At 69.3% G+C, this 26,343-nt stretch carries 26 protein-coding genes and 2 tRNA genes; 13 read left to right on the top strand and 15 right to left on the bottom strand.

All coding sequences use genetic code 11. The annotated features are described in order from the left end of the window. Positions 1 to 4 precede the first annotated feature (4 nt). The gene (locus AB0M48_RS17400; RefSeq protein ID WP_363842458.1) at positions 5 to 1,945 is read right to left on the bottom strand and encodes an ABC transporter permease subunit; all 1,941 of its coding nucleotides are present in this window, start codon (positions 1,943 to 1,945) and stop codon (positions 5 to 7) included. 1 nt (position 1,946) lies between these two features. Next, positions 1,947 to 2,960 (bottom strand): glycine betaine/L-proline ABC transporter ATP-binding protein, encoded by a 1,014-nt coding sequence (locus AB0M48_RS17395; RefSeq protein ID WP_363842455.1) that lies wholly within the window; start codon positions 2,958 to 2,960, stop codon positions 1,947 to 1,949. Positions 2,961 to 3,206: 246 nt separating this feature from the next. Here AB0M48_RS17395 and AB0M48_RS17390 point away from each other — a divergent pair, with 246 nt between their 5' ends. Further along, entirely contained in the window at positions 3,207 to 4,145 is a 939-nt protein-coding gene (locus AB0M48_RS17390) for an ABC transporter substrate-binding protein (RefSeq protein WP_363842452.1), read from the top strand. Between the two features lie 9 nt (positions 4,146 to 4,154). Here AB0M48_RS17390 and AB0M48_RS17385 read toward each other — a convergent pair whose 3' ends face one another. Beyond that, a complete protein-coding gene (locus AB0M48_RS17385) occupies positions 4,155 to 5,924 on the bottom strand; it encodes a hypothetical protein (protein ID WP_363842449.1) in 1,770 nt (589 codons plus the stop codon). A gap of 19 nt (positions 5,925 to 5,943) precedes the next feature. Between AB0M48_RS17385 and AB0M48_RS17380 the strand changes: the two genes are divergently transcribed. Further along, the gene (locus tag AB0M48_RS17380; protein ID WP_363842446.1) at positions 5,944 to 6,702 is read left to right on the top strand and encodes an alpha/beta hydrolase; all 759 of its coding nucleotides are present in this window, start codon (positions 5,944 to 5,946) and stop codon (positions 6,700 to 6,702) included. 47 nt (positions 6,703 to 6,749) lie between these two features. Here the strand turns inward: AB0M48_RS17380 and AB0M48_RS17375 are convergent. Next, positions 6,750 to 6,823, bottom strand: a tRNA-Pro gene (locus AB0M48_RS17375). Between the two features lie 63 nt (positions 6,824 to 6,886). Between AB0M48_RS17375 and AB0M48_RS17370 the strand changes: the two genes are divergently transcribed. Further along, positions 6,887 to 6,957: transfer RNA gene (locus AB0M48_RS17370), tRNA-Gly, on the top strand. A gap of 50 nt (positions 6,958 to 7,007) precedes the next feature. Here AB0M48_RS17370 and AB0M48_RS17365 read toward each other — a convergent pair. Further along, a complete protein-coding gene (locus tag AB0M48_RS17365) occupies positions 7,008 to 7,562 on the bottom strand; it encodes an NAD(P)H-binding protein (protein WP_363842443.1) in 555 nt (184 codons plus the stop codon). 57 nt (positions 7,563 to 7,619) lie between these two features. Between AB0M48_RS17365 and AB0M48_RS17360 the strand changes: the two genes are divergently transcribed. The 3 genes from AB0M48_RS17360 to AB0M48_RS17350 are packed head-to-tail and all read left to right on the top strand — an operon-like array spanning position 7,620 to position 8,614. Next, positions 7,620 to 7,919 (top strand): helix-turn-helix domain-containing protein, encoded by a 300-nt coding sequence (locus tag AB0M48_RS17360; protein WP_363842440.1) that lies wholly within the window; start codon positions 7,620 to 7,622, stop codon positions 7,917 to 7,919. Further along, complete coding sequence (locus AB0M48_RS17355; protein WP_363842437.1) at positions 7,916 to 8,251, top strand: VOC family protein; 336 nt, start codon at positions 7,916 to 7,918, stop codon at positions 8,249 to 8,251. The genes AB0M48_RS17360 and AB0M48_RS17355 overlap by 4 nt, the downstream gene beginning before the upstream one ends. 27 nt (positions 8,252 to 8,278) lie before the next feature. Beyond that, positions 8,279 to 8,614, top strand: a complete 336-nt coding sequence (locus AB0M48_RS17350) for a histidine triad nucleotide-binding protein (RefSeq protein ID WP_363842434.1) — start codon at positions 8,279 to 8,281, stop codon at positions 8,612 to 8,614. Here the strand turns inward: AB0M48_RS17350 and AB0M48_RS17345 are convergent. Beyond that, complete coding sequence (locus tag AB0M48_RS17345) at positions 8,595 to 9,203, bottom strand: MBL fold metallo-hydrolase (protein ID WP_363842431.1); 609 nt, start codon at positions 9,201 to 9,203, stop codon at positions 8,595 to 8,597. The two genes, AB0M48_RS17350 and AB0M48_RS17345, sit on opposite strands and share 20 nt — an antisense overlap. Further along, entirely contained in the window at positions 9,200 to 9,871 is a 672-nt protein-coding gene (locus AB0M48_RS17340; RefSeq protein ID WP_363842428.1) for a 2-phosphosulfolactate phosphatase, read from the bottom strand. The genes AB0M48_RS17345 and AB0M48_RS17340 overlap by 4 nt, the downstream gene beginning before the upstream one ends. A 21-nt stretch (positions 9,872 to 9,892) precedes the next feature. On the opposite strand from AB0M48_RS17340, the gene AB0M48_RS17335 reads away from it, so the two are divergent. Together AB0M48_RS17335 and AB0M48_RS17330 are read left to right on the top strand one after the other, a co-directional pair. Continuing rightward, a complete protein-coding gene (locus AB0M48_RS17335; protein WP_363842425.1) occupies positions 9,893 to 10,342 on the top strand; it encodes a ribose-5-phosphate isomerase in 450 nt (149 codons plus the stop codon). Beyond that, positions 10,335 to 11,135 (top strand): zinc finger domain-containing protein, encoded by an 801-nt coding sequence (locus AB0M48_RS17330; RefSeq protein ID WP_363842422.1) that lies wholly within the window; start codon positions 10,335 to 10,337, stop codon positions 11,133 to 11,135. The genes AB0M48_RS17335 and AB0M48_RS17330 overlap by 8 nt, the downstream gene beginning before the upstream one ends. Here AB0M48_RS17330 and AB0M48_RS17325 read toward each other — a convergent pair. The 4 genes from AB0M48_RS17325 to AB0M48_RS17310 form a co-directional block, all read right to left on the bottom strand. Further along, complete coding sequence (locus tag AB0M48_RS17325) at positions 11,132 to 11,863, bottom strand: hypothetical protein (protein ID WP_363842419.1); 732 nt, start codon at positions 11,861 to 11,863, stop codon at positions 11,132 to 11,134. The genes AB0M48_RS17330 and AB0M48_RS17325 overlap by 4 nt on opposite strands. A 57-nt stretch (positions 11,864 to 11,920) precedes the next feature. Then, positions 11,921 to 13,135 (bottom strand): GNAT family N-acetyltransferase, encoded by a 1,215-nt coding sequence (locus AB0M48_RS17320; protein ID WP_363842416.1) that lies wholly within the window; start codon positions 13,133 to 13,135, stop codon positions 11,921 to 11,923. A 41-nt stretch (positions 13,136 to 13,176) separates the two neighbouring features. Continuing rightward, positions 13,177 to 14,529, bottom strand: a complete 1,353-nt coding sequence (locus tag AB0M48_RS17315; RefSeq protein ID WP_363842413.1) for an aldehyde dehydrogenase family protein — start codon at positions 14,527 to 14,529, stop codon at positions 13,177 to 13,179. A gap of 238 nt (positions 14,530 to 14,767) precedes the next feature. Beyond that, a complete protein-coding gene (locus AB0M48_RS17310; protein ID WP_363842410.1) occupies positions 14,768 to 15,376 on the bottom strand; it encodes a DsbA family protein in 609 nt (202 codons plus the stop codon). A gap of 163 nt (positions 15,377 to 15,539) precedes the next feature. Here AB0M48_RS17310 and pepN point away from each other — a divergent pair, with 163 nt between their 5' ends. The 3 genes from pepN (at position 15,540) to AB0M48_RS17295 (ending at position 20,518) form a co-directional block, all read left to right on the top strand. Further along, positions 15,540 to 18,101 carry an aminopeptidase N gene (gene pepN, locus AB0M48_RS17305; protein ID WP_363842407.1) on the top strand — a complete coding sequence of 854 codons (2,562 nt, stop codon included), beginning with the start codon at positions 15,540 to 15,542 and terminating at the stop codon, positions 18,099 to 18,101. Between the two features lie 75 nt (positions 18,102 to 18,176). Further along, a complete protein-coding gene (locus tag AB0M48_RS17300; RefSeq protein ID WP_363842404.1) occupies positions 18,177 to 19,886 on the top strand; it encodes a hypothetical protein in 1,710 nt (569 codons plus the stop codon). Then, positions 19,883 to 20,518 carry a GNAT family N-acetyltransferase gene (locus AB0M48_RS17295; protein WP_363842401.1) on the top strand — a complete coding sequence of 212 codons (636 nt, stop codon included), beginning with the start codon at positions 19,883 to 19,885 and terminating at the stop codon, positions 20,516 to 20,518. Before AB0M48_RS17300 ends, AB0M48_RS17295 begins: the two co-directional genes overlap by 4 nt. A 41-nt stretch (positions 20,519 to 20,559) precedes the next feature. Here AB0M48_RS17295 and AB0M48_RS17290 read toward each other — a convergent pair whose 3' ends face one another. Genes AB0M48_RS17290 through AB0M48_RS17280 form a run of 3 tightly spaced genes read right to left on the bottom strand, consistent with a single transcriptional unit; the run spans position 20,560 to position 22,494 of the window. Then, a complete protein-coding gene (locus AB0M48_RS17290) occupies positions 20,560 to 21,039 on the bottom strand; it encodes a DUF5130 family protein (RefSeq protein WP_363842398.1) in 480 nt (159 codons plus the stop codon). Next, positions 21,026 to 21,271: a hypothetical protein gene (locus AB0M48_RS17285; RefSeq protein WP_319986738.1), complete on the bottom strand. Its 246-nt coding sequence runs from the start codon at positions 21,269 to 21,271 to the stop codon at positions 21,026 to 21,028. Before AB0M48_RS17285 ends, AB0M48_RS17290 begins: the two co-directional genes overlap by 14 nt. A 20-nt stretch (positions 21,272 to 21,291) precedes the next feature. After that, a complete protein-coding gene (locus AB0M48_RS17280) occupies positions 21,292 to 22,494 on the bottom strand; it encodes an MFS transporter (RefSeq protein ID WP_363842393.1) in 1,203 nt (400 codons plus the stop codon). Positions 22,495 to 22,764: 270 nt separating this feature from the next. Here AB0M48_RS17280 and AB0M48_RS17275 point away from each other — a divergent pair, with 270 nt between their 5' ends. Beyond that, positions 22,765 to 23,340 (top strand): DUF2345 domain-containing protein, encoded by a 576-nt coding sequence (locus AB0M48_RS17275; protein WP_363842390.1) that lies wholly within the window; start codon positions 22,765 to 22,767, stop codon positions 23,338 to 23,340. Between the two features lie 18 nt (positions 23,341 to 23,358). Here the strand turns inward: AB0M48_RS17275 and AB0M48_RS17270 are convergent, their stop codons facing one another. Next, positions 23,359 to 23,922 (bottom strand): HNH endonuclease, encoded by a 564-nt coding sequence (locus tag AB0M48_RS17270; protein WP_363842387.1) that lies wholly within the window; start codon positions 23,920 to 23,922, stop codon positions 23,359 to 23,361. Between the two features lie 257 nt (positions 23,923 to 24,179). On the opposite strand from AB0M48_RS17270, the gene AB0M48_RS17265 reads away from it, so the two are divergent. Then, on the top strand, positions 24,180 to 26,276 hold the full coding sequence (locus AB0M48_RS17265; protein WP_363842384.1) for a prolyl oligopeptidase family serine peptidase: 2,097 nt from the start codon (positions 24,180 to 24,182) through the stop codon (positions 26,274 to 26,276). The last annotated feature ends 67 nt before the right edge of the window (positions 26,277 to 26,343 follow it).

Raw genomic sequence — 26,343 nt, 5'->3', positions numbered from 1 at the left:
CCTCCTAGTTGGTCCACCGCTTGGCGGCCGCCTGGGTGAGGCGGTCGAGCATCACGCCCAGCACGACGATCGCGACACCGGCCGCGAGCCCCTTGCCGTACAACTGGCCCTGGGAGAACCCGGCCACCACGTCGTAACCGAGCGCGCCGGCGCCGACGAGACCGCCGACGACGACCATCGAGAGCACGTAGATCAGGCCCTGGTTGGCGGCGAGGGTCAGCGCGCCGCGCGCCATGGGCAGTTGCACCTTCACGATCGTCTGCCACGAACTCGACCCCAGCGCCGTGGACGCCTCGACGGTCGCGGGCGACACCGCGCGGATGCCGTCCGCGATGATCTTGATGGCCACCGGTGCCGCGAACACCACGGCCGCGATGATCGCGGTGAAGCGCGACGCGGAGAACAACGCCAGGAAGGGCACCAGGTAGACGAAGGCGGGCATGACCTGCGCGGCGTCGAGGACCGGCCGGATGAACCGGTCGGCTCGCCTGCTCCGTCCCATCCAGACACCCACGACGACGCCCAAGATCATCACCATGATCGTGGCGACCAGCGTGGACGCCAGCGTGATCATCGAGTCCTGCCAGAGGCCGGTCGCGATCAGCAGGCCGATGCAGACGGCGGAGACGATCGCGGGCCGCACGCCGCCGATCATGAACGACAGCGCGACGATCACCAGTGCCACCAGGAACCACGGCGACTCGGCCAGCAACGCCTGCAGCGGGTTGATCAAGGCGAACGTGACGAAGTCCTTGAAGCCGTCCGTGATCACCGGCAGCGAGTCCTGCGCCCACTCCGTCACGGCGGTCGTGCCCTTGCGGATCGAACTGCCGATCTCCACGTCCGTCTGGAACTCGGCGGCCCACAGGTAGGTGTAGGAGAGGTAGACGCAGACGCCGGTGATGCCGAGGCCTCCGAACAGCGCCCAGCGCGGAAGCCTGCGGCGCTCGCTCGCGGCGGCGGTTGTCACGCGGTCCAGCACGATCGCCAGCACGACGATCGCGAGGCCCGCGTTGAACGCCGTGCCGACGTCGAGGGTCTGCAACGCCTTCACGACGGTCTTGCCGAGGCCCGGCGCGTCGATCAGCGCGGCGATCGTGACCATGGCCAGCGCGGCCATGATCGTCTGGTTGACGCCGAGCACGATGGTCTTGCGGGCGGACGGGAGCAGCACCTTCACCAGCGTCTGCTGCCACGTGGCACCGAGCGACTCGCTCGCCTCGACGGTGTTGCGCGGTACGGAGCGGATGGCGTGCGTGGTGATCCGGATCGCGGGCGGTGCCGCGTAGATCAGCGTCGCGATCGTGGCCGAGGCCGGGCCGATCAGGAAGAACAACGTCAACGGCGCCAGGTAGACGAACGTCGGCATCGTCTGCATGAAGTCGAGCACCGGCGTCAGGACGCGGTTGGCCCGATCGGACAGTCCCGCCCAGATTCCCAGCGGGATGCCGACGAGCAACGAGATCACGACCGCGGCGAGCGTCAGCGAAAGCGTGTCCATGCTCTCCTGCCACAACCCCTGCAGGCCGAGGAACACGAAACCCGCGACGGCGAGCAGCGCGATCCGCCAGCCGGCCACCGCGAGGCTGACGAAGCCGGCGATCGCGACCACGCCGAGCCAGCCGATCACCGGCACGGGCCGGCCGAACGACGGCTGCGCGATCAGGGCCTGGATGAAGGTCACGAACTCGTCGATGACGAGCCGGATCTCGTTGAAGAAGTACAGGAACAGCGGGTTGGAGTTCCTGGACGCGCCCACGGCGTCGTTGACGTCGTTGATCCACCGGTGCAACGGGGTGAGGTCGGCGGCACCGAGCGCGAGCGTCCCGACGTTGCGGAACACCAGCCACAGCACCAGCCAGGCCAGCACGATGCCGGCGAAGATCAGCGACTTCTTGTGCTGGAACACCCGGGGTAGCTGCCGAGGGGCGGCGACGGCGACCATGTCACGCCTCCCCGGCCACGACCCCGAGGATCTCCTCGTCCGCGACCACACCGAGCAACTCGCCGTTCCGCACGACCTTCACCGGCTTGTCCGCGCTCAGCACGCTGCGGACGGCCTCCCGCACCACGGTCTCCGGCGACAGCTCGGGACCGTCGAGCTCGTCGTCGGGGCGCGGCGGGCGCATGATCCACTTCAACGTCAGCACGTGCGACTTCGGCACGTCCTTCACGAAGTCGCGCACGTAGTCGTCCGCGGGCGCGCCGACCAGCTCGTCACCGGTGCCGACCTGCACCACCTGGCCGTCGCGCATGATCAGGATGCGGTCGCCCAGCTTGAGCGCCTCGCTCAGGTCGTGGGTGATGAAGACCATCGTCTTGCCGACCTCGCGGTGCAGCCTGATGACCTCGGACTGCATGTCGCGCCGGATCAGCGGGTCGAGCGCGGAGAAGGGCTCGTCGAAGAACAGGACGTCGGGGTCGCCGGCGAGCGCGCGTGCGAGACCGACGCGTTGTTGCATGCCGCCGGAGAGCTGATCCGGATAGGACTTCTCGTAACCGGACAATCCGACGAGGTCGATCACCTCTTGTGTCCGTTCCCCACGTTTCGCACGCGGTACCCCGCGGATTTCCAGGCCGTAACCGACGTTGTCGGCGACGGTCCGGTGCGGAAGCAGACCGAAGTGCTGGAACACCATGGAGAACTTGTTCCTGCGCAGGTCGCGCAGGCGCTTGGCGTCCGCTTCGAGAATGTTCTCGCCTTCGAACATGATCGTGCCCGCGGTCGGTTCCACCAGCCGCGTGAGACAACGGACCAGTGTGGACTTACCCGAACCGGACAGTCCCATCACCACGAACATCTCGCCGGGAGCGACGTCGAAGTCCACTCCCCGCACGGCCGCGACGGAACCTGTGCGCTCCATCAACTCGTGCCGCGACAACGCTTTGAGCTCGTCCGAGGCCACCAGCTGAGATGCGTTGGGGCCAAACACCTTCCACAGGTCCCTGACCGAAATCACGGGATCCACGCCAAACCACTCCGACCTGTTGCGGACTGCGCACACCGTTTCTCGATGCGCGACAGCATTGACCTTCGCACGGATACGGTCAAGGGCTGATACAAATCAGATCCTTTGTGGACAACCAATCATCCCATGACTTGACTCGGTCAGAAAGATGGGGAAAAGCTGAACTGAGCGGTCTTCTGCATCGCTCTTCCCCCCGACGAGGAGCTGTTCGTGCAAGCCCCCAGAATCGCTCTGGCAATGACGTTCGTGTTGACAATTGCCGGTTGTGGCAGTGGATCGACGGCGTCACCGCGCTCCAGTTCGGCAGCACCCACCGAACCCTGCGACTCCATCACCATCGCGGTCAACCCGTGGGTCGGCTACGAGGCGAACGCGGCCGTGGTCGCGTACCTCGCCGAGAAGCGGCTCGGCTGCAAGGTGACGAAGAAGGAGGTCGACGAGCAGACCGCCTGGCAGGGCCTCGACTCAGGCGAGATCGACGTGATCCTGGAGAACTGGGGTCATGAGGACCTGAAGCAGAAGTACATCGAGGAGAAGCGCTCCGCCGTGCGGGTGGGCCCGTCCGGCAACAAGGGCGTGATCGGCTGGTACGTGCCACCGTGGATGAAGAAGGAGTTCCCGGACATCACGAACTGGCAGAACCTCAACAAGTACGCCGAGAAGTTCAAGACCGTGCAGTCCGACGGCAAGGGTCAGGTGCTCGACGGCGACCCGTCGTTCGTGACCAACGACGAGGCCCTGGTCAAGAACCTGAACCTCAACTACAAGGTCGTCTACGCGGGCAGCGAGGAAACGCTGATCAAGGCGTTCCGCCAGGCCCAGGAGAAGAAGACGCCGCTCATCGGGTACTTCTTCGAGCCGCAGTGGCTGCACCTCGACATCGAACTGGTCAAGGTCGAGTTGCCCCCGTACACGGCGGGCTGTGACGCCGACCCGGCCAAGGTCGCGTGCGACTACCCGCGCTACGAGCTCGACAAGATCGCCTCCAAGAAGTTCATGGACAAGGGCGGCCCCGCGGCCAGGCTCGTGCAGAACTTCCAGTGGAGCAACGACGAGCAGGACACGGTCGCGTCGTTCATCGCGAAGTACAAGATGTCGCCCGACGAGGCGGCCAAGCGGTGGGTCGAGGCCAACCCGGACCGGGTCGAGGACTGGCTGACGAAGGCCAAGCCGTAACCAACGGCCTCACTTCCGGCCGCGGGACCACCACTTCTCGTCGGGTCCGGAGATGTCCTCGACGCTGAGCCTGCGGACGGATCCGGCGCGCTTGAGCCGGGCCACCAGCTGGTCCTCCCGTTGCGCGAGCCGGCGGTAGATCTCCACCGCGGAGGTCTCCTGCCGGCTCCCTCCTTCCTTCTGGGCGCGCCTTTCGACGGTCCGCCAGTTCCCGAGGAACTCGAGCGTGAGGTCGGCGACGGCCTGCCCTGCGTGCGCGGTCAGCGTGTCGGCGGGCGAGGCGAACCGTCCCGCGTGGAACGCCAGGTTCCTGGTGACGTAGAGCCACTCCAGCAGCGCGGCGGCGGTGTCCTCCTGTTCGCGCAGCCAGCCCGCGAGGACCTTCGAGTCGGCGAGCCTGGCGCGCCAGAGTTCCGTGAGGTCCTGCACGAGACCGCCCTCGCTCTCGGCGAGCGCCGTGAGGGCCTTCTGGGCGGCGTCGAGCCGCGCGTCCGGGCGGTTGTGGCCGATGAGCACCTCCAGCCAGGCGTCCACCGACTTCAGGTGGTGCTTCACGCCGGTGGTCGGCACCTGCGCGTCGAGAGGTCCGCGCAGGTCCGTGTCGTGGTTGGTGACGATCACGTGCAGGCTGACGAGGTGCTGCCGCAGCATCTGCAGCGCACAGGCCTTGGCCAGCCACGCGATCTTGCCCGGATCGAGCCCGGTCGCCTCCAGCGCACTCCACGCGAGCCCAGCGCTCGCCATCGGCGCGTCGACCTGCCGCGCCAGGTTCGCCACGCGCATCGCGCTACGCAGCTCAGCCGGCCAGTAGGCGGTGAGCGGGTAGGCGTTGCCGACCGTGCGCTGGTGCTCGGTGCCGCGGGTGACCCGTCCGCCCGGCTCGCTGACCTGCCAGACCGGCGCGATGTGCAGTTCGGTGAGCCGCTCCCCCGCCGCGTACTGGTCGAGCACCTCGCTGAGGACCCGGCGCCCCTTCAGCGCGGCCGTGTGCACGTCCGCCGCTTCAACCGGCACGCGCACCAGCACCGACGACCCGGTGACGGCTTCCTTCAGGAAGTCGTCCTTCGGCAACCTGTTGCGGTGCAGCGGCTCCTGCCGCGCCTGGGGCAACAGCTCGTCCAGGTGCCGCAGCACTCGCGCGCCCCGCACCACGAACGCGACGACGTGCTTCTGCTTGCGGGGCCACAGCACGTCGGCGAGATCACCCCGCTTCTTGAGCCACCGCAGCAGGTCCGTCCTGAGCTGCCTGCCATCCCTGCCGTGCACCGCGACGACCACCGCGACCTCGGCGATCATCCTGGCGCGCAACGGGAGCTCGATTCCGTTCCACAGTGGATCGATCCACTTCCGCACCGCGTCGCGCAGCTTCTTCGGATCGAGCTTCGCCGCGGCGTCGGCCGCCACCTGGGGATCGAACCTCTGGCCGTCGGCGGCGATGGCCGCGTCGACCTTCACCAGCACCCTGCGGGCCTTCGCGAGCTCCAGTCCACCGCCGTGGGCGTAGGCGGGCTTGGCGGCGTCCATGCACGCGAGCGAGGTGGCGATGATGCGCCGCAACAGGTTCCACCGCGGTTGGTCCTCGGTCGCGTGACTCTCCAACGCGGCCTGAGCGCGGGTGACGGCGAGGTACGCGCTGTTGAGCCCCGCCACGTGCTCACCGAGGTGCGCGTCCGGGTCGAGTGCACGCAGCACACCCTGCAGCAACGCCCGCTGCCCGCGATCGAGCCCGGCGTCGTCGAAAGCCTGCCGCAGCCGGGCGTCGAGGTACTGGTAGCGCACGTGACGCACCATAGAGGTCATGGACAACCGGAAAGCGGTCTTCGCGGGCAACGACGGCCAGGCACTGGCGGGCCGCCTCGAACTGCCCGAAGGGGACGTCGTCGCCACCGCCGTGTTCGCGCACTGCTTCACCTGCGGCAAGGACTCGGTGGCGGCCAGCCGGATCTCCCGCCGCCTGGCCGAGCGGGGCGTGGCGGTGCTGCGGTTCGACTTCACCGGCCTGGGCCAGTCCGACGGCGACTTCGCCAACACCACGTTCACGTCCAACGTCGACGACCTCGTCTGCGCCGCGGGCCACCTGCGCGACACCATCGGAGCCCCGAGCGTCCTCATCGGACACTCGCTGGGCGGCGCCGCCGTGCTGGCCGCCGCACATCAGATCCCGGAGGTGAAGGCCGTCGTGACGATCGGCGCACCCTTCGACACCTCGCACGTCGAGCACCTGCTCGGCTCGTCCAAGGACGAGATCGAGACCCACGGCGTGGCCGAGGTGCAACTGGCCGGTCGCCCGTTCCGGATCAGCAACGGCTTCCTGCTCGACATCAACCAGCAGAACCAGACCGCGTGCATCTCCGGCCTCGACCGGGCACTGCTCGTCATGCACTCCCCGCAGGACGACACGGTCGGCATCGACAACGCCCGGCTCGTGTTCGACTCGGCGCGCCACCCCAAGTCGTTCGTCTCGCTCGACGGCGCCGACCACCTGCTGACCGACCGCGCGGACGCCGCGTACGTGGCGGAGGTGCTCACCGCCTGGGCCGGCCGCTACCTGGCCTGAACGCGAAAACCCGCAGCGAGCGAGTCGCTGCGGGTTTTCGTCAACCGTCGGGGCGACAGGATTTGAACCTGCGACCCCCCGCTCCCAAAGCGGGTGCGCTACCAAACTGCGCCACGCCCCGGTTGCATCCAGCTTACCGCCACCCGCTAAGCTATTAATCGCAGCCCCTAACGGGGGCGGCAATGCGGGCGTAGCTCAATGGTAGAGCCCTAGTCTTCCAAACTAGCTACGCGGGTTCGATTCCCGTCGCCCGCTCTGACGAAGGCCCGAGTGCTCATGCACTCGGGCCTTTCTCGTGAGCTAGGTCACGCTGATGCCACACCGATCTGCGTGCGGCGGTGGGTTGGGTGGTCGATCTCGTCCACCACGGCCAGCGCGAAGTCCTCGTAGGTCAGTTCGTCGGCCGGATCGACGCCGCTCACCCGGTACCGGCCCGTGGACGTGCCGCCGAAGTTGCCCGCCGGGCTCATCACCAGCCAGTCGGCGCCGGAGGCGGCCAGCACCTCGACGCCCGCCGCGTGTCCCAGGCAGAACGGCTTGTGCTCGGCGGGGAAGTCCGGGCTGTCGACGACGCGCACGCCGGGTGCGGTCTCCAGCAACGTGTAGATGCCGACCACGACGATCCGCCCGGCACCGGACGCCACGAGCGCACGGGCTGCCTCGGTGTAGAACTCCGCCGGGTCGCGGGACAGGTCCGCCACCGTGCTCACCGCCACGTCGTGGCCCGCCGCCACCTCCGCCGCGGCCTGCACGCCGGGGTCGCGCCCGATCCTGGTCACCTCGTGGCCGCGGGCCTGCGCGACGTCCGCGATCTCGCGTCCTGCCTTGCCGGACGCCCCGAAAACAACGATCTTCGCCATGAGCGCGAAGGTAGGGTGCGGACAGCCGGTTTCCGCAACGATATCGGGGGTGAGCAGGTGGAATGCACGCACGACCTGCCGTACCAGATCGGTGACAAGTGGACCGCGCACGTGTTGCGCGGGTTGCAGGGCGGGCGCCGGCGGTTCGGTGAGTTGCGGGCCGGGATGCCCCGGGTGACGCCCAAGGTGCTCGCCGAGACGTTGCGGGCGATGGAGCGCGAAGGCACGGTTTCGCGTGAGGCGTTCGCGGAAAACCCGCCGCGGGTCGAGTACGAGTTGACGGCGCAGGGCCGCAAGGTGCTCGGACTGCTCGACCTGTGTTGTGACTGGGCCCGAGAGAACCTGGTGGAGACGTGAGGCTCGAACAGATCGTGCTCGACAGCAACGACCCGAGCCGGCTCGTGCGGTTCTGGGCGGAACTGCTCGGCGGTGAGCCGGTGGAGCGCGAGCACGGGTGGGCGCACGTCGAGCCGCCCGGTGGCGTGCGGATGTCGTTCCAGCCGGTGCCCGAGCGCAAGGACGTGAAGAACCGGTTCCACCTCGACTTCGAGGTCGAGGACATCGAGGCGGCGGTCGTGAAGGCGGTGAGCCTCGGGGCCACCCGCGAAGGTGTCGTGCACACCGACGAGAAGGGCAGCTTCCAGGTCATGCGCGACCCTGAGGGCAACGAGTTCTGCTTCGTCCGCTGAACCCGCCGGGACCAATACGATGCCGTCGTGACCGACTGCCTGTTCTGCCGCATCGTCGCGGGCGAGATCCCGGCGACCGTCGTGACGGAGACCGACACGACGCTCGCCTTCCGCGACATCGACCCCAAGGCGCCCACGCACGTCCTGGTGATCCCCAAGGAACACCACGCGGCGATCGGCGACGTCGACCCGGTGCTCGCGGGGCAGATCCTCGCCACCGCGCACCAGGTCGCGAAGGCCGAGGGGGTCGACGAGTCCGGCTACCGCCTCGTCTTCAACACCGGCCGGGACGGCGGCCAGACCGTCTTCCACGTGCACTGCCACGTCCTCGGTGGACGCGGCCTCACGTGGCCTCCGGGATAGCCATCTCGCGCACGAACCTCGCGTCGACCGGGTCACCGTGGCCCGGCACGACGATCCGCGGTTCGAGTTCCAGCACCAGGTCGAGGACGTGGCGCCAGTTCGACGGCGTCGCGTCCGGGCCCGCCTGAGCGGGAGCGCCCTGTTCCACCAGGTCGCCCGCGAACACGACGCCGGCGTCCGGCACGTGCACGACCACGTCGTGCGAGGTGTGCGCGGGGCCGAAGTGGTGCAGGTCGACGCGGCGGCCGCCGACGTCCAGCGTGACGGTGTCGCGGAACGTGTGCGTGGGCGCGACGAGCGTGCCCTCGAACGGTTCGTCGTAGTGCTTGGCGCGGTCTTCGAGCAGCGACTCGTCCACCACGCAGCCCTCGTGCGCCCACACCTCGCACGGCAGGAACGCCTCGGTGGCCAGCACGTGGTCGAAGTGGTTGTGCGTCAACACGATCCGCGACGGACTGATCTCGCGCGCCAGGGCGAAGTCCATGCCGGAGTCGACGAGCAGACAGTCGCCCGACCCGGTGACGAGACCGAGCGTGAGGTCGAGTTCGGTGTGCCTGCGGACGAAGATCCCGTCCGCGATCTCGATCACCGCAGCACCCCGTCGACCAGCACGGGAGCCGCGGTGCTGACGTTGATCCGCACCGCCAGATCGACGTCGGCGGAGTGGCCGTTCTCGATCAGTTCCCGTCCCGACCCGCAGCCCCTCACCGCGGCCGGGACGTCGGTGGTCCGGAACGCGGTCGCCGCGAGCCTGGCCTCCGGCGAGGCCTTCCCCGCCAGCGCGGCCAGCACCGCCCCGGCACCCAGGTAGTCCTCGACGCACGGCCGCAACGGCCCGAACTCGCGCGGCCCCTCGTTGAGGATGTCGAGCCCCCACCGTTCGCCGCCGGGGATCACCCCGATGGTCTTCCCCAGCTCCTGTGCCCGCCTGGCCACCGCCGTGGCGTTGCGCAGACACGCCGCGAGCACGTGGGCGCCGGTCTCGGCGGCGAGGAAGCACAGGTTCGAGCCGTTCGGCGACGGCAGCTCGACCAGTCCGATCTCCTCGACGAGTGACGCTGGTCGCAGCGTCCTCCCCGACTCGGGCCTCCACCGCGACGGGCGCACCTGGCCGCCGTTGCCCACCACCAGGTCGACGGACGTCGTGAACGACAGCACGTCGACGATGACCAGCACGTCACAGTCCCGCAGGGCCCCGACACCCTCGGGCCCCCACTCCAGCCTCAGCTGGTACCCCTCCTGGCTGAACACACCCACCAGCGTGTCAGACTCCTTGACGTGCGCGTTTATCTGGCAGCAGACCACGCTGGCTTCGAGCTGAAGTCCCACCTGTCCCAGGCTCTCACCGAGCAGGGCTACGAGGTCGTCGACGTCGGCGCCCACGAGTACGACGCCCTGGACGACTACGTGTCGTTCTGCGTCGACGCGGCCGAGAAGGTCGTCGCCGACCCCGGCAGCCTCGGCGTCGTGATCGGTGGCTCGGGCAACGGCGAGCAGATCGCCGCGAACAAGGTGAAGGGCGCCCGCGCCGCGCTGGCGTGGAATGTCGACACCGCGCAGCTCGCCCGCCAGCACAACGACGCCCTGCTGGTCGGCATCGGTGCCCGCCAGCACACCGCCGAGGAGGCGACCGAGATCGTGTCGGCGTTCCTCAAGACGCCGTTCTCGGGCGAGCCGCGCCACCAGCGCCGGATCGACCAGGTCAGCGCCTACGAAGACCGTGCCTGAGGGCCACACGCTGCACCGCCTCGCGCGGCTGCACCAGCGCCGGTACGCGGGCAGGCCCGTGTCCGTCACCAGTCCGCAAGGGCGCTTCTCGGCGTCCCTTGTGGACGGACGCACGCTCGTTCGCGCCGAGGCGCACGGAAAGCACCTGTTCCACGTCTACGGCCCGGACGCGATCGTGCACGTCCACCTCGGCCTCTACGGGACGTTCACCGAGTCGCCGCTGCCGGTCCTGCTGCCCGTCGGCCAGGTCCGCATGCGGATGGCCGGCGAGACCCACTGGACGGACCTGCGCGGCCCGACCGCGTGCGAGGTGCTGAACAAGGCCGAGGTCAAGGCGATCCGGGACCGGCTCGGGCCCGACCCGTTGCGCCGCGACGCCGACCCGGACCGCGCCTACGAGCGGATCGTCCGGTCGAAGCAGTCGCTGGCCGTGCTGCTGATGGACCAGAGCGTCCTCGCGGGGGTCGGCAACGTCTACCGCGCCGAGGTGCTGTTCCGGCACAACGTGAACCCGTTGCTGGTCGGCAACAAGGTCAGCCGCGAGCTGTGGGACGCCATCTGGGCGGACCTCGTCGTGCTGATGAAGGACGGCGTGAAGGTCGGCCAGATCAACACCGTCCGCGCCGAGCACATGCCCCGTGCCATGGGCCGCGCGCCACGCGTGGATCGGCACGGCGGTGAGGTGTACGTCTACCGCCGTGCCGGGGAGCCGTGCCTGGTCTGCGGCACCGAGGTCCTGACCACCGAACTGGCGGCCCGCAACCTCTTCTGGTGCCCTGCCTGCCAGCCCTAGAAGTCGAACCCGCCGCCCATGTCGCCGAAGTCGAAGCCGCCGGTGTCGCCCGCGTCGGCGGCACCGCCCGCGTCTCCCATTCCGACGTCACCCATGCCCGCGTCGCCCATGCCGTAGTCGCCGACACCGTGCATGCCGGAGAACATGGCGTCCATCAGCAGGAACGTGCCGACGCCCCACGCACCGGCCACGAGCGCGGGCTTCCACCACGGCTCGGAGTACCAGCCACGCGGCACCGGGCGTCCGGCGACCACGCCACCGGGGTAGTAGTAGGGCGTGCCCGAACCGGAGTGCGGCGACGCGGCGTACTGGTGGCCCTCGACGGCGACCTGACGGTCCTCGCTGACGGCACCCGCCTGCTTCTGGGCCGCGCTCTCGGGCAGTGCGGGGCCGGGGTCCATGCCCATGGCCTCCCGCGCCGCGCGCACGTAGTGCAGGCCCTCCATCGCGGTCTCGGTGACCAGCCTGGCCTGCGGAATCGTGCGGGCCTGCTCCATCTGGGAACCGGCGGCCGTGAAGCGCTCGGAGGCGTCCGCCATCGCCTGCGTCGAGGCGGCGTTGCTGCCGGTGAGGCTCATCACCTGCCCGCCCAGCCGCTCGACCCAGCGGCGGGCTTCCGCCTTGGCGTCGTCGAGCTCCCGCGCCTTGCGCGCGTTGCTCTGGCTGACCAGGTAGAACACGCCTGCGACCAGCAGTACCAGCACTACGACCCACACGATGGTGCCCACGGCTCTACCTCCCACACCAGGTGAACCGTCAACGAGCAACCACCGCCGTGAGTTCCGTCAGAACACCTCGGGGCAGTGCGGTTCCGTCACGCCGAGGAACGCCATCGTCAGCGCGTCCACGTGTCCGGGCGTGTGCTCGACCACGCGGTGTGCCCGCCTGAGCACGGAAAGCCGCACGCCGCCGAGGTAAGCGCTGCCGAGTGCGGCGACGTCCAGCGACACGTCGGCCGGGTCCTCGGTGCGCGTCACCGTCGCCTCGCCGTCCTTGACCGTGAAGCGCCAGCGGCCGGAGTTCCACGGGCAGAACGAGTCCTCGACCTCCAGCACACTGTCCACATCGGACGAATAGGCGCGCAGCGGCAGTGCCCGGTCGACGTCGACGAGGCGAACCCACAACGCGTCCGAGGACTCGCGCCGCACCTTCCGCGGGTTGTCGACCATGTGCGTGATCGGGTCGTCCCAGGCGGTGTAGAAGGAGATCTCCCCGGCGAGGTCCATGTCCAGCAGGAACCGGTAGAGGTCGGCGTAGGCCTGTTCGGTCGTGCAGACCAGCTCGCGCACGTGCAGTTCGCTGGCCGGTCCGCCCGCATCGCCGCCGCCCTTGACCCGGAACACCACATAGCCCTCGGGATGCAGGCAGTAGCGGTACGAGGTGAGCCCGTCGCGGTCGACCTCGCGGTCCGCGAGCTGCACGTCCCAGGTGTGTTCGACGCGGCTCAGCCAGCCGACCCGTGTGGTCCGCACCTGCTCGTAGAACTCGCGCATGACGGGCAGCGCTTCTTCTCGCGACACCTGACGGATCCGTGCGTCGCTGACGTGCACACCAGGGTGGAACGCCATACGCGTGGGCATCCTGAGCATGGCGATGCTCGTCGCGTACTCGCCGTAGCCGTACCTGCGGTAGATGGAGCCTTCCGACGCCCACAGCATCGCGAGCGCCTCACCACTCTCGTGCATGCCGTGCAGCTGGGCCTTCATCAGCATCGACGCAACGCCCCGCCGTCGATGGCCCGGTTTCACCGACACCACCGTCACCGCGCCCGCCTGCGCCTGACGACCACCCGGAACGGTGATCTCGCGGGTCAGGATCCCGCTGGTGCCGATCAGCTCGTCACCGTCGAACACCGCGTGCGCCCGGTCCCGTTCGAGGACCTTGAGCCACTTGCTGTCCTCCCCCAGGTGATCGCCGAGGAACGCCCAGGCCATCACCCGCTGGAAGTCGGGCAGGTCGGATTCGTCGATGGTCCGGATGCTCAGCGCCGAGTCAGCCATGCCCGCAGTGATACGCGCGTGCGGCCCGACTCGCAGCTCAATTACCGCTGGACCGACTTGACCTCGCAGAACTCGTCCAGCCCGAACCTGCCGAACTCGCGCCCGTTGCCCGACTGCCGGTAGCCACCGAACGGCGCGCTCGTGTTGAACGCGGCGGCGTTGATGTCGACCTGCCCGGTGCGCAGCCGCCTGGCGACCCTGAGGGCGCGCTCGGTGTCCGCGGAGAACACGGCACCCGCCAGCCCGTAGATGGTGGAGTTCGCGATCCGCACCGCGTCGTCCTCGTCGGCGTACGGCATGACCGACAGCACCGGCCCGAAGATCTCCTCCTGGGCGATCGTCATCTCCGGCGTCACACCGCCGAACACCGTCGGCGCGACGTAGAACCCCTGCGGCAGCGGCGCTTCAGGTCCACCGGCGGCCAGCGTCGCACCTTCCTCGACACCCTTGCGGATGTACCCGACGACCCGGTCGCGCTGCGCCTTCGACACCGCCGGCCCGATCCGCGTGGACGGCTCGGCCGGATCCGCGGGCGTGTACTTCTTCGCGGCCTGCGCGGCCAGTTCGACGGCCTCGTCGTGACGCTCGGCGGGCACCAGCAACCGGGTCCACGCGCTGCAGGCCTGACCGTTGTTCATGAAGGAGTTCGCGACCGCGATCTTCACCGCCCGCCCGAAGTCGGCGTCGTCGAGCACGACGCACGCGGACTTGCCGCCCAGTTCGAGCGCGACCCGCTTCACCGTCTCCGCGGCCACGGCGGACACCCGCCGCCCGGCCTTCGTGGAACCGGTGAACGACACCATGTCCACGTCCGGATGCGCGGCCAGCGCCTCACCGACCACCGCGCCAGTCCCGTGCACGAGCTGGAACACCCCGGCCGGAGTGGCCGCCGTGACGATCTCGGCGAGCAGGTCGGCGGTGTGCGGCGCGAGCTCACTCGGCTTGAGCACCACGGTGTTGCCCGCCGCGAGCGCCGGCACGACCTTCGCGACCATCTGCTGCAACGGGAAGTTCCACGGCGTGATGGCCGCGACCACCCCGACCGGCTCGCGGAAGACCAGCGAGTTGCCGATCTCCTCGGGCTCGAAGTACCCGCCCTCCAGCACGTCCGCGACCCCCTCGGCGATGGCGACGGGGTTCGCGACCTGCACCTTCTGGCTGAAGGTGAGCGGCGTGCCCATCTCCCGGGTCATGGCCGCCGCGAACTCACCGGCCCGCTCCTTCAGCCCGTCGATGATCGCCCGGACCGCCTTCGCCCGTTCGTCCACCGAGGTCTCCGCCCAGGCCGGGAAGGCCCTGACCGCCGCGGCCACGGCCGCGTCGACGTCGGCCGGCGTGCCCTCGGCGAGCGTGCCGATGACTTCCTCGGTGGCGGGGTTGACGACCTCGATCACGGAGCCCTCCAGACGGATGTGACACCACTGCGCTGACAACGCCTCAGCCTGTCACATCTTGGCGGCGGGGGTCACGTGGGGAGCGGCGGAAGGCACCCCAGAACGGCAGTGGCGCCGCGCTGGGTCACGAAGACCTCAGCACGGCGCCACTCGCCTTCGACCAGGAACGTCGCCCGCAGCGCCTCACCCTCGCGCTCAGGCCACTGACAGAAGATCCGGCCGAGCAGGCCGGTCGGCCTCAGCTGAAGTCGAGGTCACCCGAACGGGTTCGCTTGAGCTCGAAGAAGTACGGGAAGCCGGCGAGCATCCGGGCACCGTCGAAGATCGTGCCCGCCTCCTCGCCCCGCGGGATCTTCGTCAGCACCGGGCCGAAGAACGCGACACCGTCGATGTGGATGGTCGGCGTGCCGACGTCCATGCCGACCGGGTCCATGCCGCGGTGGTGCGAAGCCCGCAGCGCCTCGTCGTACTCGGTCGAGTGCGCGGCCTCGGCGAGCTCGGCCGGCAGTTCGGCGTCGGCCAGCGCGAGCTTGACGACCTCGTCGAAGTCCTGGTTGCCCTCGTTGTGGATGCGCGTGCCCATCGCGGTGTACAGCTTCGGCAGCACCTCGTTGCCGAACTTCTGCTCCGCGGCGATGGCCACGCGGACCGGGCCCCAGCCCTTGGTCATGAGCTCGCGGTACTGCTCGGGCAGGTCGCGGCCCTCGTTCAGCACGGCGAGGCTCATCACGTGGAAGCTCAGGTCGATGTCGCGGACCTTCTCCACCTCGAGGATCCACCGGGAGGAGATCCAGGCGAACGGGCAAAGAGGGTCGAAGTAGAAGTCGACCTTCGCCTTGTCGGTCATGCGTGCCCCTTTAGTGACGGTCGGTGGCGTTATCGCCCCATCAGCCCAACCAGATCACCCTGTCATCTCTTCCCGAGCGCCGGTTCCGTGATTGGATGCGGGAGTCATAACCATTCCCGACGACGTCAGCGCGTAACCACACGCGCGGCAGACGAGGTGACCAGTGGCCGCGCCCAACCTCACCCGCGACCAGGCTCAGGACCGTGCTGAGCTGCTGGAAGTGGAGTCCTACCGGATCGAGCTGGACCTGACCGACGGCGGCGGAAAGCCCGGTTCGGACACGTTCCGCTCCACCACCACCGTGGTGTTCCGCAGCCGGACTCCGGGTGCTTCCTCGTGGATCGACATCGTGGCGGCGACCGTGCACCGCGCTGTGCTCAACGGCAGCGAGCTCGACGTCTCCGACTACCGCGAGGAGGACGGCATCAAGCTGCCGGACCTCGCGGAGTCCAACGAGCTCACGATCGAGGCCGACTGCCGGTACATGAACACCGGCGAGGGCCTGCACCGGTTCGTCGACCCGGTCGACGGTGGCGTGTACCTGTACTCGCAGTTCGAGACCGCGGACGCCAAGCGCATGTTCGCGTGCTTCGACCAGCCCGACCTCAAGGCCGTCTACTCCATGAAGGTGACGGCGCCGCAGGACTGGAAGGTCATCTCGAACGGCGAGATCATCGCCACCGAGGCCGGCGAGGGTGGCGCGGACGTGCACACGTTCGCCACCACCAAGCCGATGTCGACCTACATCGTGGCCCTGGTCGCCGGTCCCTACGCGGAGTGGCGTGACGAGTTCGTCGAGGGCGACTTCACGATCCCGCTGGGCATCTACTGCCGCGCCTCGCTCGCTCCCCACATGGACCACGAGCGGCTGTTCACCGAGACCAAGCAGGGCTTCGGGTTCTTCCACAAGGCCTTCGGGGTGCAGTACCCGTTCGGCAAGTACGACCAGTGCTTCGTGCCGGAGTTCAACGCCGGTGCGATGGAGAACGCCGGCTGCGTCACGTTCCTCGAGGACTACGTCTTCCGCAGCCGCGTCACCCGCTACCTCTACGAGCGCCGCGCCGAGACCGTGCTGCACGAGATGGCGCACATGTGGTTCGGCGACCTGGTGACCATGCGCTGGTGGGACGACCTGTGGCTGAACGAGTCGTTCGCCACCTGGGCGTCCGTGCTCGCGCAGGCCGAGGCCACCGAGTACCGCCAGGCCTGGACGACGTTCGCGAAGATCGAGAAGTCGTGGGCGTACCGGCAAGACCAGCTGCCCTCGACGCACCCGGTCGCCGCCGACATCTCCGACGTGCAGGCGGTCGAGGTCAACTTCGACGGCATCACCTACGCCAAGGGCGCCTCGGTGCTCAAGCAGCTCGTCGCGTACGTCGGGCTGGAGAACTTCCTGGCGGGCCTGCGGGTCTACTTCGGCAAGCACGCCTGGGGCAACGCCACGCTGGCCGACCTGCTGGGCGCGCTGGAGGAGGCGTCGGGCCGCGACCTGTCGTGGTGGAGCGCGCAGTGGCTGGAGACGACGGGCCTGAACCTGTTGCGCCCCAAGTTCACCGTCGACGCCTCCGGCAAGTTCACCGAGTTCGCCGTGCTGCAGGGCGGCGCGCGTCCGGGTGCCGGCGAACTGCGCACGCACCGCATCGCGATCGGCGTCTACGACGACGACGGCACGGGCAAGCTCGTCCGCACGCACCGCCACGAGCTGGACGTGACGGGCGACCGCACCGAGGTCCCCGAGCTCGTCGGCGTGCACCGCGGCAAGATCGTGCTGGTCAACGACGACGACCTCACGTACTGCACGATGCGCCTCGACCCGGACTCGCTGGCCGGGCTGATCGACCACATCTCCGACATCGCCGAGCCGCTGCCGCGCACGCTGTGCTGGTCGGCCGCCTGGGAGATGACGCGCGAGGCGGAGCTGAAGGCCCGCGACTTCGTGAACCTGGTGCTCGGCGGTCTGGGCTCCGAGTCCGAGGTCGGTGTGGTGCAACGGCTTCTGCTGCAGGCGCAGACCTCGCTGTCGTCCTACGCGGACGCCTCGTGGCGTGCCGAGGGCTGGCGCCGGTTCGTGACGAAGGCGCTGGAACTGGCGCGGGCGGCCGAGCCGGGCTCCGACCACCAGCTGGCGTTCGTGAACGCGCTGACCTCGTCGGTGCTCGACGACTCCACCGTGGACGTCCTGCGCGGCTGGTACGACGGAACGGCGGTGCTGGAAGGCCTGGACGTCGACACGGACCTGCGCTGGCGGCTGCTGCAGGCGCTCGTCGCGCACGGCAAGGCTGACCTGGCGGAGATCAACGCCGAGGAGGAGCGCGACCCGACCGCCACCGGTCACCGTCGCGCCCAGTCCGCCCGTGCGCTGCGCCCGACGATCGAGGCCAAGGACGAGGCCTGGGACCGGGCGGTCAACGACGACGACCTGCCCAACGCGGTCAGCGAGGCGATCATCGCGGGCATTTCGCACCCCGGCCAGAAGGAACTGCTCGCGCCGTACGTCGAGCGCTACTTCCGCGACGTGAAGGGCGTGTGGGACCGCCGCACCTCCGAGCGCGCGCAGTCGATGGTCGTGGGCATGTTCCCGGCGTGGTCGATCGCGAGGTCCACTGTGGAGGCCGCCGACGCGTGGCTGGCCGACGAGCACCCGCCGGCACTGCGCCGCCTGGTGTCCGAGGGCCGCGCGGGCATCGTGCGGGCACTCGCCGCGCAGGAGTTCGACCGCTCCTGACGTAGCACTCGTGAAGCCCCGCAATGTGTTCGCGCGTTGCGGGGCTTTCGCGTTAGCGTCTTGCGGGGAGGTCCGGTGAGGGTTCGCTACGAGGTCGTGCGCTGGTGGCTCGAAGACGGCGAGTTCGTCGACGAGGTCCTGGCACGGGTCGTGGACGTCGACGGCCTGTTCGCCGATCCGGTGTCGCCCGAGCGCGAACGGCTGGTGCTGCGCGGGTGCACGGCCACGCCGGACGAGCTCACCGGCGACTTCCACCTCGGCATCTCGGGCTCGCAGTGGTGGCACCTGGCCGATCTGGTCGTCCACGCCGAACTGCCCGGCGGTGATCTCGTCGCCAGCGCCTGCGTGACCCAGCTGATCGACGGCGGCGACTTCGGCACAGCGCCGTCGTACACGCTGTACAAGGACCTGAGGGAAACCGGCACATGTCGTGCCGTGGAAGGGTTTCCGCGCTCGTTCGAGAACGTCTGGCCACCGGTGACGCTCATCGGCTGCGACAACCCCGGCCGCATCCGGCCCACCGAGCCCGATGCCGAACGAGGGCCCTACGCGGGGTTGCGCGCGCTGGACATCGGCGGCCGGATCGTGGCGCACGCCGGGGTGGCGCTGGACGTCGCGTCGGTGAGCCCGTCCGCCGCCGGCGAAGGACTGTTCGACGTCGTGCTCGACCAGTCCCGCTACAACGACGAGTGGGTGGTGGGCCTGCGCCCCGCGCCCGGCGCGCGCGGGGCGTGGCGCGTCTGGATGGACGGCGTTCCCGCGGAACGGAACCTGTGGGCGCCGCTGGGCCCCGAGGGTCGGATGTGGTGGAACGAGATCGCCGCCAAGGCACCTCGCACGCGCCCCACGGCCGGGGTGCACCACGTCGACGGCAGGCACGCCACGGACGAGTTCGGCCTGCACCTCGCGCTGAGCGAGGCGCTGGTGGGACCGGGCCGGTTCCTGGGCAGCGTCTACGCCATCACGGGGATGTACGAGGAGTGGTGGTTCGTGCCGGGCATCACGCTCGTGTGGCACGAACCGGGCGTCGCGTTCGAGGCGATGCCCGGCTACTTCCTCGGGCTGCTGAAGAACCTGCGGCGCAACGGGGTCGACGTGGTGCTGGAATCGTCCACACCGGACCTGGCCGACCGGCTCGAGGAGTGCGTGGAGCTCGGCTCGTTCGTCGACCGCTGGCTCGCCGGCTGGGCCAGGGCGCAGGAGGTGGAGCCGCAGGACCTGCTGGACAACTGGCACGTCTGGGCGGATCTGCCCGGCCGGCAGGAGGAGCGGATCCTCGCGGGTGACGCGAACGTGCTGCAGCACGCCGAAGACGTGGAGCTCCAGCCCGTGCCGACCTGGCTGACGGTGCCGACGCACTCCCCCGAGGAGGTCGCCCTGGTGGTCCAGGAAGCCGGGCTGGTCCTGCGGGAGCCGGAGACGTTCATGCGGCGCGGCCTGTTCGACCACCCCGCGCCGAAACCTCCCGCGGGCTACTCGGTGCGCGTGGTGCGCGGAGACGTGATCGAGGTCGTGGTGACCTTCGAGGGTGAGGAGGCCGCGAGCGGCCTGATCGCCGTCGTGGGTGAAGACGCCGTGCCGCACCGAATCGCGACGAAACCGGAGCATCGGCGACTCGGCCTCGGCAGCGTCGTGATGGGTGTGCTGGTGAGAGAAGCGGTCAAGGCAGGCGCGACCGACGGGCTGCTGTTCGCGACGGCGGACGGCCTGCAGCTGTACCGGGAACTGGGCTGGGACACGATCTCCGACGTAGTGATCGCGGCGAACGGCGAGGAGAAGACATGATCGGCGAACTGGTGGAGCGCTGGCACCGCGGCTGGATCGCCGCTGACGGGCTGACCTCCGAGTACCGCGACGGCCACCTGGTCGTCCACGTGAACCGGCCGCACCGGGTGTTCGAGTGGATCGCCACCGACGACGCGGAAGCCGGCGCGGTGGCCTCGATCGTCGCCGCCACCGCGGAACCGAGCTGGCTGAGCGTTCTCACGCACTCGCCGGCGAAGGTGATCGCCGAGGTCGAGGCGGCCGGGCTGGTCGTCGCCCGGCCGGACGAGACGTTCATGCGGCGCCCCCTCGCGGACCACCCGTTCGCCGGCCCGCCCGAGGGCTACTCGCTGGAGGTGACCAGGGACCCGGTGATCAGGGTTCAGGTGCTCGCGGACGGCGAGGTGGCGGCCAGCGGTCTGATGGCGGTCGTCGGCCAGGACGCTGTCGCGCACCGCATCGAGACCGCGGAGGCGCATCGGCGGCGCGGGCTCGGCAGCGTCGTGATGGGCACCCTGGTGCGGGAGGCGCTGCGGGACGGGGCGACGACGGGGTTGCTGTTCTCGTCGACCGACGGCGTGCACCTCTACCGCAGCCTCGGCTGGGAGAAGATCTCCGACTTGGTGGTGGCGCGCAACGAGGTCAGCGCGTGAAAACGCCCCCGGCGGCGTGCCGGGGGCGTTTTGAAGCCAGATCAGGAACGGGGCGCGTTGCCCGCCTGGTCGGTCAGCATGCGCAGGCCCGACACGAGGCCGCCCGCGAGGTCGCCCTCCTTGAAGGACGCCACCATGCTCATCACCGCGAGCTTGGCACCGCGGTCGGCGAGACGGCGGTGGGACTCCTCGCCCGTGACGATCTCGACGACGCGCTCACCCGGCGACACGGCCACGAGGACGTGGTGCGACGGACGCTCGGTGGAGCCGTGCAGCTCCTGCGCGCGCTCGTGGGCATTCGCGCCGAGCTCGCCCAGGTACACGCTGAAGTCGAGGCCCGTGGTGCGGCTGGAGAGCGTCAGCGCCTCGTCCAGCTGCGCGAGCTGGGCGGGCGTGAACGGCAGCTCCGGCGCGTGCGGCTCGTACATCTTCGCCGCGGACACCCGGCCGCTGTTCGTCACGACGGTGCCGAGAGGCAGCGTCGACGGGTCGACGGGCTCGATCGCCCTACCAGTTGCCACGTGCGCCTCCCTTGGCGGTCGAGCCCGAGGTACCGGACTCGGCGGCGCTGTGGTGCTCGGCGCTCAACCCTGCCGGGTTCGCGCTCCACCACACCGGGGCGTAGCCCCACTCCTGGCCGGGCCTGTACCGGGGAATCCGGGTGGCCTTTGGCCTCACCGTCAGCAGCGTGATCACGCCGTAGATCGCCAGCGGGATCAGCGCGAAGACGAGAACGGTCTCCACGATGGTCACGGCGGGTACGGTAGCCGAACTCAGCCGCGCGCGAGCGGCCGGGCCAGCAAGATCGCGGTCAATGCCACCACCGAGCCCGCCACGACGTAGACGGTGCCCAGCGACGTCGCGTCCGCGAGCGGGCCGGCGAGGCCCGCGCCCAGCGGTGAGAGCCCCCAGGCGAGCACCCGATAAGCGCTGGTCACGCGGCCCATCATCGGTCCGGGCGTGAGCCGTTGCCGCCGGGTCGCGGACAGCACGTTCCAGCCGGCGGACGCCACCCCGAACAGCACGCACGCGAGCACCGCCGACACCAGCCACGGCGTCAGGCCGAACAACGCGAACGCGGCGCCGAGCAACGCCAGGAACCCGACCATGACCCGTCCGGCACCCCACCGCGTCGCGAGCGCGGGAGACAGCCGGGCGCCTAGCAGAGCACCGGCCGCCATGCACACGACCAGAAGCGGAACCACCGGTTCGGCGAGGCCGAGTACCTGGATGGAGTAGAGCGCCAGCATGGCGTTGATCGCGGCCGCGCAGACAGCTGTGATTGCAACGGCAACTACCAGTGACCGCAGGCCGGGAGTGCGCAGGAGGGACCGCGCGCCCTCGGCCAGTTGTCCACGAAGATCGCTCCCAGAGCGTTCAGGAGCAACATCCGGCACGCGGGACACGAGCACCGCGGCGACGACGAACGACAGCGCGTCGAGGGCGAAACAGGCCGCCGGGGCCCACCAGAAGAGCACCGCGGCGGCCAGCGGGCCGGCCAGGTCCATGCCGATCGTCTCGACCGTCACGAACCGGCCGTTGGCCGCCTCCAGCTCGTCCGGCCCCGCGAGCTCGACCAGCAACACCTGGGAGGCCGAGTCAGCGAACGTCTCCGCGGAGGTCAGCACGAAAGCCGTGGCGCACAAGACGACGACCGTCGCGTGTCCGGTGTGGACCGCCAGCGCGAGCAGTCCGGTCACCCCGGCGCGCAGCCAATGTGCCACGACGACAACGGTTCTCGGTCTCCAACGGTCCACAAGGGCGCCCGCGGGCAGCGCGACCAGCAACCAGGGCAGGGTGAGCGCGACAGCCACGGCGGACACCGCGAGCGGGCTGCGGGTGCTGGCGGCGGTGAACAAGGGCAGCGCGACGACGCGCACGCCGTCGCCCACGAGCGACACCGCCCAAGCCCCGGTGAGCGCTCGAAAACCCCGTCCATGCACGCCTTTTGCCGTATGACGCACGTCACGTTCCATCAGACTGAACGCTACAGAGCGTGTCCATACCGGCCAGTAGGGCCAACGTGTGCTCTCGTGCGGCGCAGCGGTTACACCCGGTCAGGCCTCACCCGGTCGGCGGCGAACGGGTGCCGGTTTGGGGTCTTGTTCCCGGATCACTCAGCTCTTAGCTTTTCACCTATACGGGTCTTGCGCACCCGCCCCGAACGAGCTGGAGGACACAAAATGTTCACGATGACCCGCCCCCAGGCCGTGACCTTCACTCTTCCGAGCTACAAGGACGATTCAGTGCGTATCACCGCCAGTGACTCCGTCCGGATCACGATGGACGACTCCGAACGGATCACCGTCGCCGATTCGGTGCGCATCACGGCCCGCGACTCCGTCCGCATCACCATGGCAGACTCGGTGCGCATCACCGCGAGCGATTCGGTCAGGATCACGTGTGCCGATTCCGTGCGGATCACCGCGCGTGAAGACTCCGTTCGGATCACCGCTCAGCAGGATTCCGTCAGGATCACTGCGCGTGAGGACTCGGTCCGGATCACCATGGACGACTCCGTCCGCATCACCGCTCACGACGACAGCGTCCGCATCACCGCTCACGATGACTCGGTCCGGATCACCATGGACGACTCCGTCCGCATCACGGCCCACGACGACAGCGTCCGCATCACCGCGCAGGACTCCGTCCGCATCACGATGGACGACAGCGTCCGGATCACGGCGCACGACGACTCGGTCCGCATCACCGCCCAGCAGGACAGCGTCCGCATCACCATGGACGATTCGGTCCGCATCACGGCACAGCAGGACTCCGTGCGCATCACCGCACGTCAGGACGACTTCTCCCTCGCGGCCTGACCCAGTTCGAACGGCGGATCAGGCCGCCGGTTCACCCAGGTACGGCAACCACTGCGGATCAGCCTCGGCCACCCCGGCGAGCAGCCGCCAGTGCGGGCCACGCGGCGCCGCGGGAACGACGCGCAGCCGCCAGCCCAGCTCGGACAGCAGTTTGTCCGCCTTGCGGTGGTTGCACTTCGCACAGCAGGCGACGCAGTTGGTCCAGGTGTGAGGTCCGCCACGCGAGCGCGGCACGACGTGGTCGATCGTCTCGGCCCGCCCGCCGCAGTAGGCGCAGCGATAACGGTCGCGGTGCATGAGCCCGGCACGGGTCATCGGCACGCGACCGCGATAGGGCACGCGCACGTAGGAGCTCAGCCGGATCACGGACGGCACGAGCACCTCGGACTTCGACGAGTGCAGCACCAGCCCGGAGGCGTCTCCGTGCACGACTTCGGCTTTCCCGCACACCACGAGGACGACCGCGCGGCGCAGCGACAACGCCGTGAGCGGCTCGAACGTGGCGTTCAGCAGCAGGACCTTGCGTCTTCCCCAGGGGAAGATCGCCGGCATCGAACCGGAACCTCCCCCGTCTCGATCCACATCCGGTACCGCCCGCAGGTCGGGCTGATTTCGGCATGGGAGGACCGTCGGCGCCGTCTCGCCTGGTGACGAGCCGCCGATAGGGGTCGGTTGTCGGTCTGGCACGCGACCACCTCCACCGGTTCAGCCATAGGAGACCACACTTACCAGGAAAAAATCACGTGTGATAAGTGACGCGTCATGGATGTGTGATCGAACCCAGGGTGAACCAGCTCCCTATCGGAGATGGTTTTCAAGAGCCCGCTACTCTTGACAAGGTGACTGAGGCACCTTCTACTCCACTGCCTGCGACGATCGCCTACCCGATCGCCGAGCGGCTAAACCTCGTAGAGCAGCTCCACGGGCGCGAAGTCGCCGATCCGTACCGCTGGCTCGAGGACACGGCAGACCCCCGCACCGCGGAGTGGTCGCAGGCGCAGGACGTGCTCGCGCGCTCCTGGCTGGACGCGATGCCCGGCCGCGCACGCCTGGGCGAGCGCCTCAAGGAGCTGATGCGCACCGGTTCGGTGTCCACGCCGACCTGGCGCGCGGGCAGGGCGTTCTTCACCCGCCGCGGTCCCGACCAGGACCACCCCGTGGTCATGGTGCGCGAGAGCGACGGCACCGAGCGCGTGCTCCTCGACGTGAGCGCGCTCGACCCGTCCGGCCGGACCACCCTGGACGGCTGGTCCCCCAGCCTCGAAGGCGAGCGCCTCGCGTACCAGGTGTCCGTCGGCGGCAACGAGCACTCGCTGCTGCACGTCATGGACGTGGCGACGGGCGAGCACGTCGAGGGCCCGATCGACCGGTGCCGCTACTCCTCCATCGGCTGGCTGCCGGGCGGCGAGGAGTTCTACTACGTGCGCCAGCTCGACCCGGCCCTGCTGCCCGAGGACGAGAAGCTGTTCCACCGCCGCGTGTGGCGTCACCGCGTCGGCACGGACCCGGACACGGACCTCAACGTGCACGGCGACGACCAGGCGCACACCTTCTACTACTCGCTGAACCTCTCGCACGACGGCCGCTGGCTGGTCGTGAGCGGTGCCCCCAGCACGCTGAAGCACGACTCCGTGTGGATCGCGGACCTGCACGGCGACGGCGCGCTCGTGCCCGTGATCCTGTCCGAGGCAGGCGTGCAGTGCTCGGCGTCCGTGGCCCGCGACGGCAGGCTCTACCTGCACACGAACCACGGCGCGCCCCGGCAGCGGCTGTGCGTGGCCGACCCGGCCAAGCCCACCGAGTGGACCGAGCTCATCGCCGAGGAGCAGGACTCGGTCCTCGACGGGGTGCGCTGGCTGAACGGCGACCTGGTCGTCCTGCGCACCAGGCACGCGGTCTCCGAACTGCACCTGCACGACGCCGCGACCGGTGCGCACAAGCAGGAGATCCCGCTGCCCGGCACGGGTTCCCTGCACGGCATGTCCGTCGTGGACGTCCACACGACCCACGACCAGGACACGCTCTGGTTCGGGTGGACGGACTTCGTGACGCCGCAGTCGGTGTTCCGGTTCTCGAAGGCCACCGGTGAAACGGTGCTGCACGAGGCCGCGCCCGGCCGCGTCGAGCTGCCGGCCGTGACGACCCAGCAGATCGCGTACACGTCCAAGGACGGCACGACGGTCCGGATGTTCGTCGTCAGCGGCGAGCAGAAGCCCGACCTGCCCCGTCCCGCGCTGCTCACCGGCTACGGCGGCTTCGCGATCGGCCGCGGTCCCGGCTACAGCGCGACCACGCTGGCCTGGGTCGAGGCGGGCGGTGTGTGGGTGCACGTGTCGTTGCGCGGCGGCGACGAGGAAGGCGAGGACTGGCACGTCGCCGGCATGCGCGCCAACAAGCAGAACGTGTTCGACGACTTCCACTCCGCGGCGGAGCGCCTGATCCGCGACGGGTGGACCACGCCGCAGCAGCTGGCGATCATGGGAGGTTCCAACGGTGGCCTGCTCGTGGGTGCAGCGCTGACCCAGCGCCCCGAGCTCTACGCGGCGGTGGTGTGCTCAGCGCCACTGCTCGACATGGTGCGCTACGAGAAGTTCCTGCTCGGACGGTTGTGGGCCGACGAGTACGGCAGCGCAAGCGTTTCCGAGGAGCTGGACTGGCTGCTCTCCTACTCGCCTTATCACCGAGTGGTAACGGACGTTGAGTACCCTTCCGTGTTGTTCACGGTGTTCGAGTCGGATTCTCGTGTGGACCCCAACCACGCCAGGAAGATGTGCGCGGCACTGCAGCACGCTTCGTCGAGTGATCCGACCAAGCACCCCGTGCTGATCCGCCGCGAGACCGAGGTCGGTCACGCGGGCCGGTCAGTCAGCCGGACGGTGGCTCTCGCCGTGGACCAGCTGACGTTTCTCGCGAATGCCACCGGCATGGAGTTGTAGGAGGGCACGACCAGGTGACCAGTCCCGTGGATGACGTCACGAACAAGGCCGCCGAGGCGGTCACCTT

It is taken from the genome of Lentzea sp. NPDC051208, assembly GCF_040682435.1.
Lineage (GTDB): Bacteria > Actinomycetota > Actinomycetes > Mycobacteriales > Pseudonocardiaceae > Lentzea > Lentzea kristufekii.
The sequence above is the reverse complement of the archived record's forward strand: the minus strand, read 5'-3'. Positions and strand labels throughout refer to the sequence as shown.

What these genes read in the sequence shown, in the direction of transcription:
- AB0M48_RS17400 (WP_363842458.1), bottom strand. Translation starts at nt 1,945, where the DNA reads ATGGTCGCCGTCGCCGCCCCTCGGCAGCTACCCCGGGTGTTCCAGCAC.
- AB0M48_RS17390 (WP_363842452.1), top strand. Translation starts at nt 3,207, where the DNA reads ATGACGTTCGTGTTGACAATTGCCGGTTGTGGCAGTGGATCGACGGCG.
- AB0M48_RS17380 (WP_363842446.1), top strand. Translation starts at nt 5,944, where the DNA reads ATGGACAACCGGAAAGCGGTCTTCGCGGGCAACGACGGCCAGGCACTG.
- AB0M48_RS17365 (WP_363842443.1), bottom strand. Translation starts at nt 7,562, where the DNA reads ATGGCGAAGATCGTTGTTTTCGGGGCGTCCGGCAAGGCAGGACGCGAG.
- AB0M48_RS17320 (WP_363842416.1), bottom strand. Translation starts at nt 13,135, where the DNA reads ATGGCTGACTCGGCGCTGAGCATCCGGACCATCGACGAATCCGACCTG.
- AB0M48_RS17310 (WP_363842410.1), bottom strand. Translation starts at nt 15,376, where the DNA reads ATGACCGACAAGGCGAAGGTCGACTTCTACTTCGACCCTCTTTGCCCG.
- AB0M48_RS17295 (WP_363842401.1), top strand. Translation starts at nt 19,883, where the DNA reads ATGATCGGCGAACTGGTGGAGCGCTGGCACCGCGGCTGGATCGCCGCT.
- AB0M48_RS17280 (WP_363842393.1), bottom strand. Translation starts at nt 22,494, where the DNA reads ATGGAACGTGACGTGCGTCATACGGCAAAAGGCGTGCATGGACGGGGT.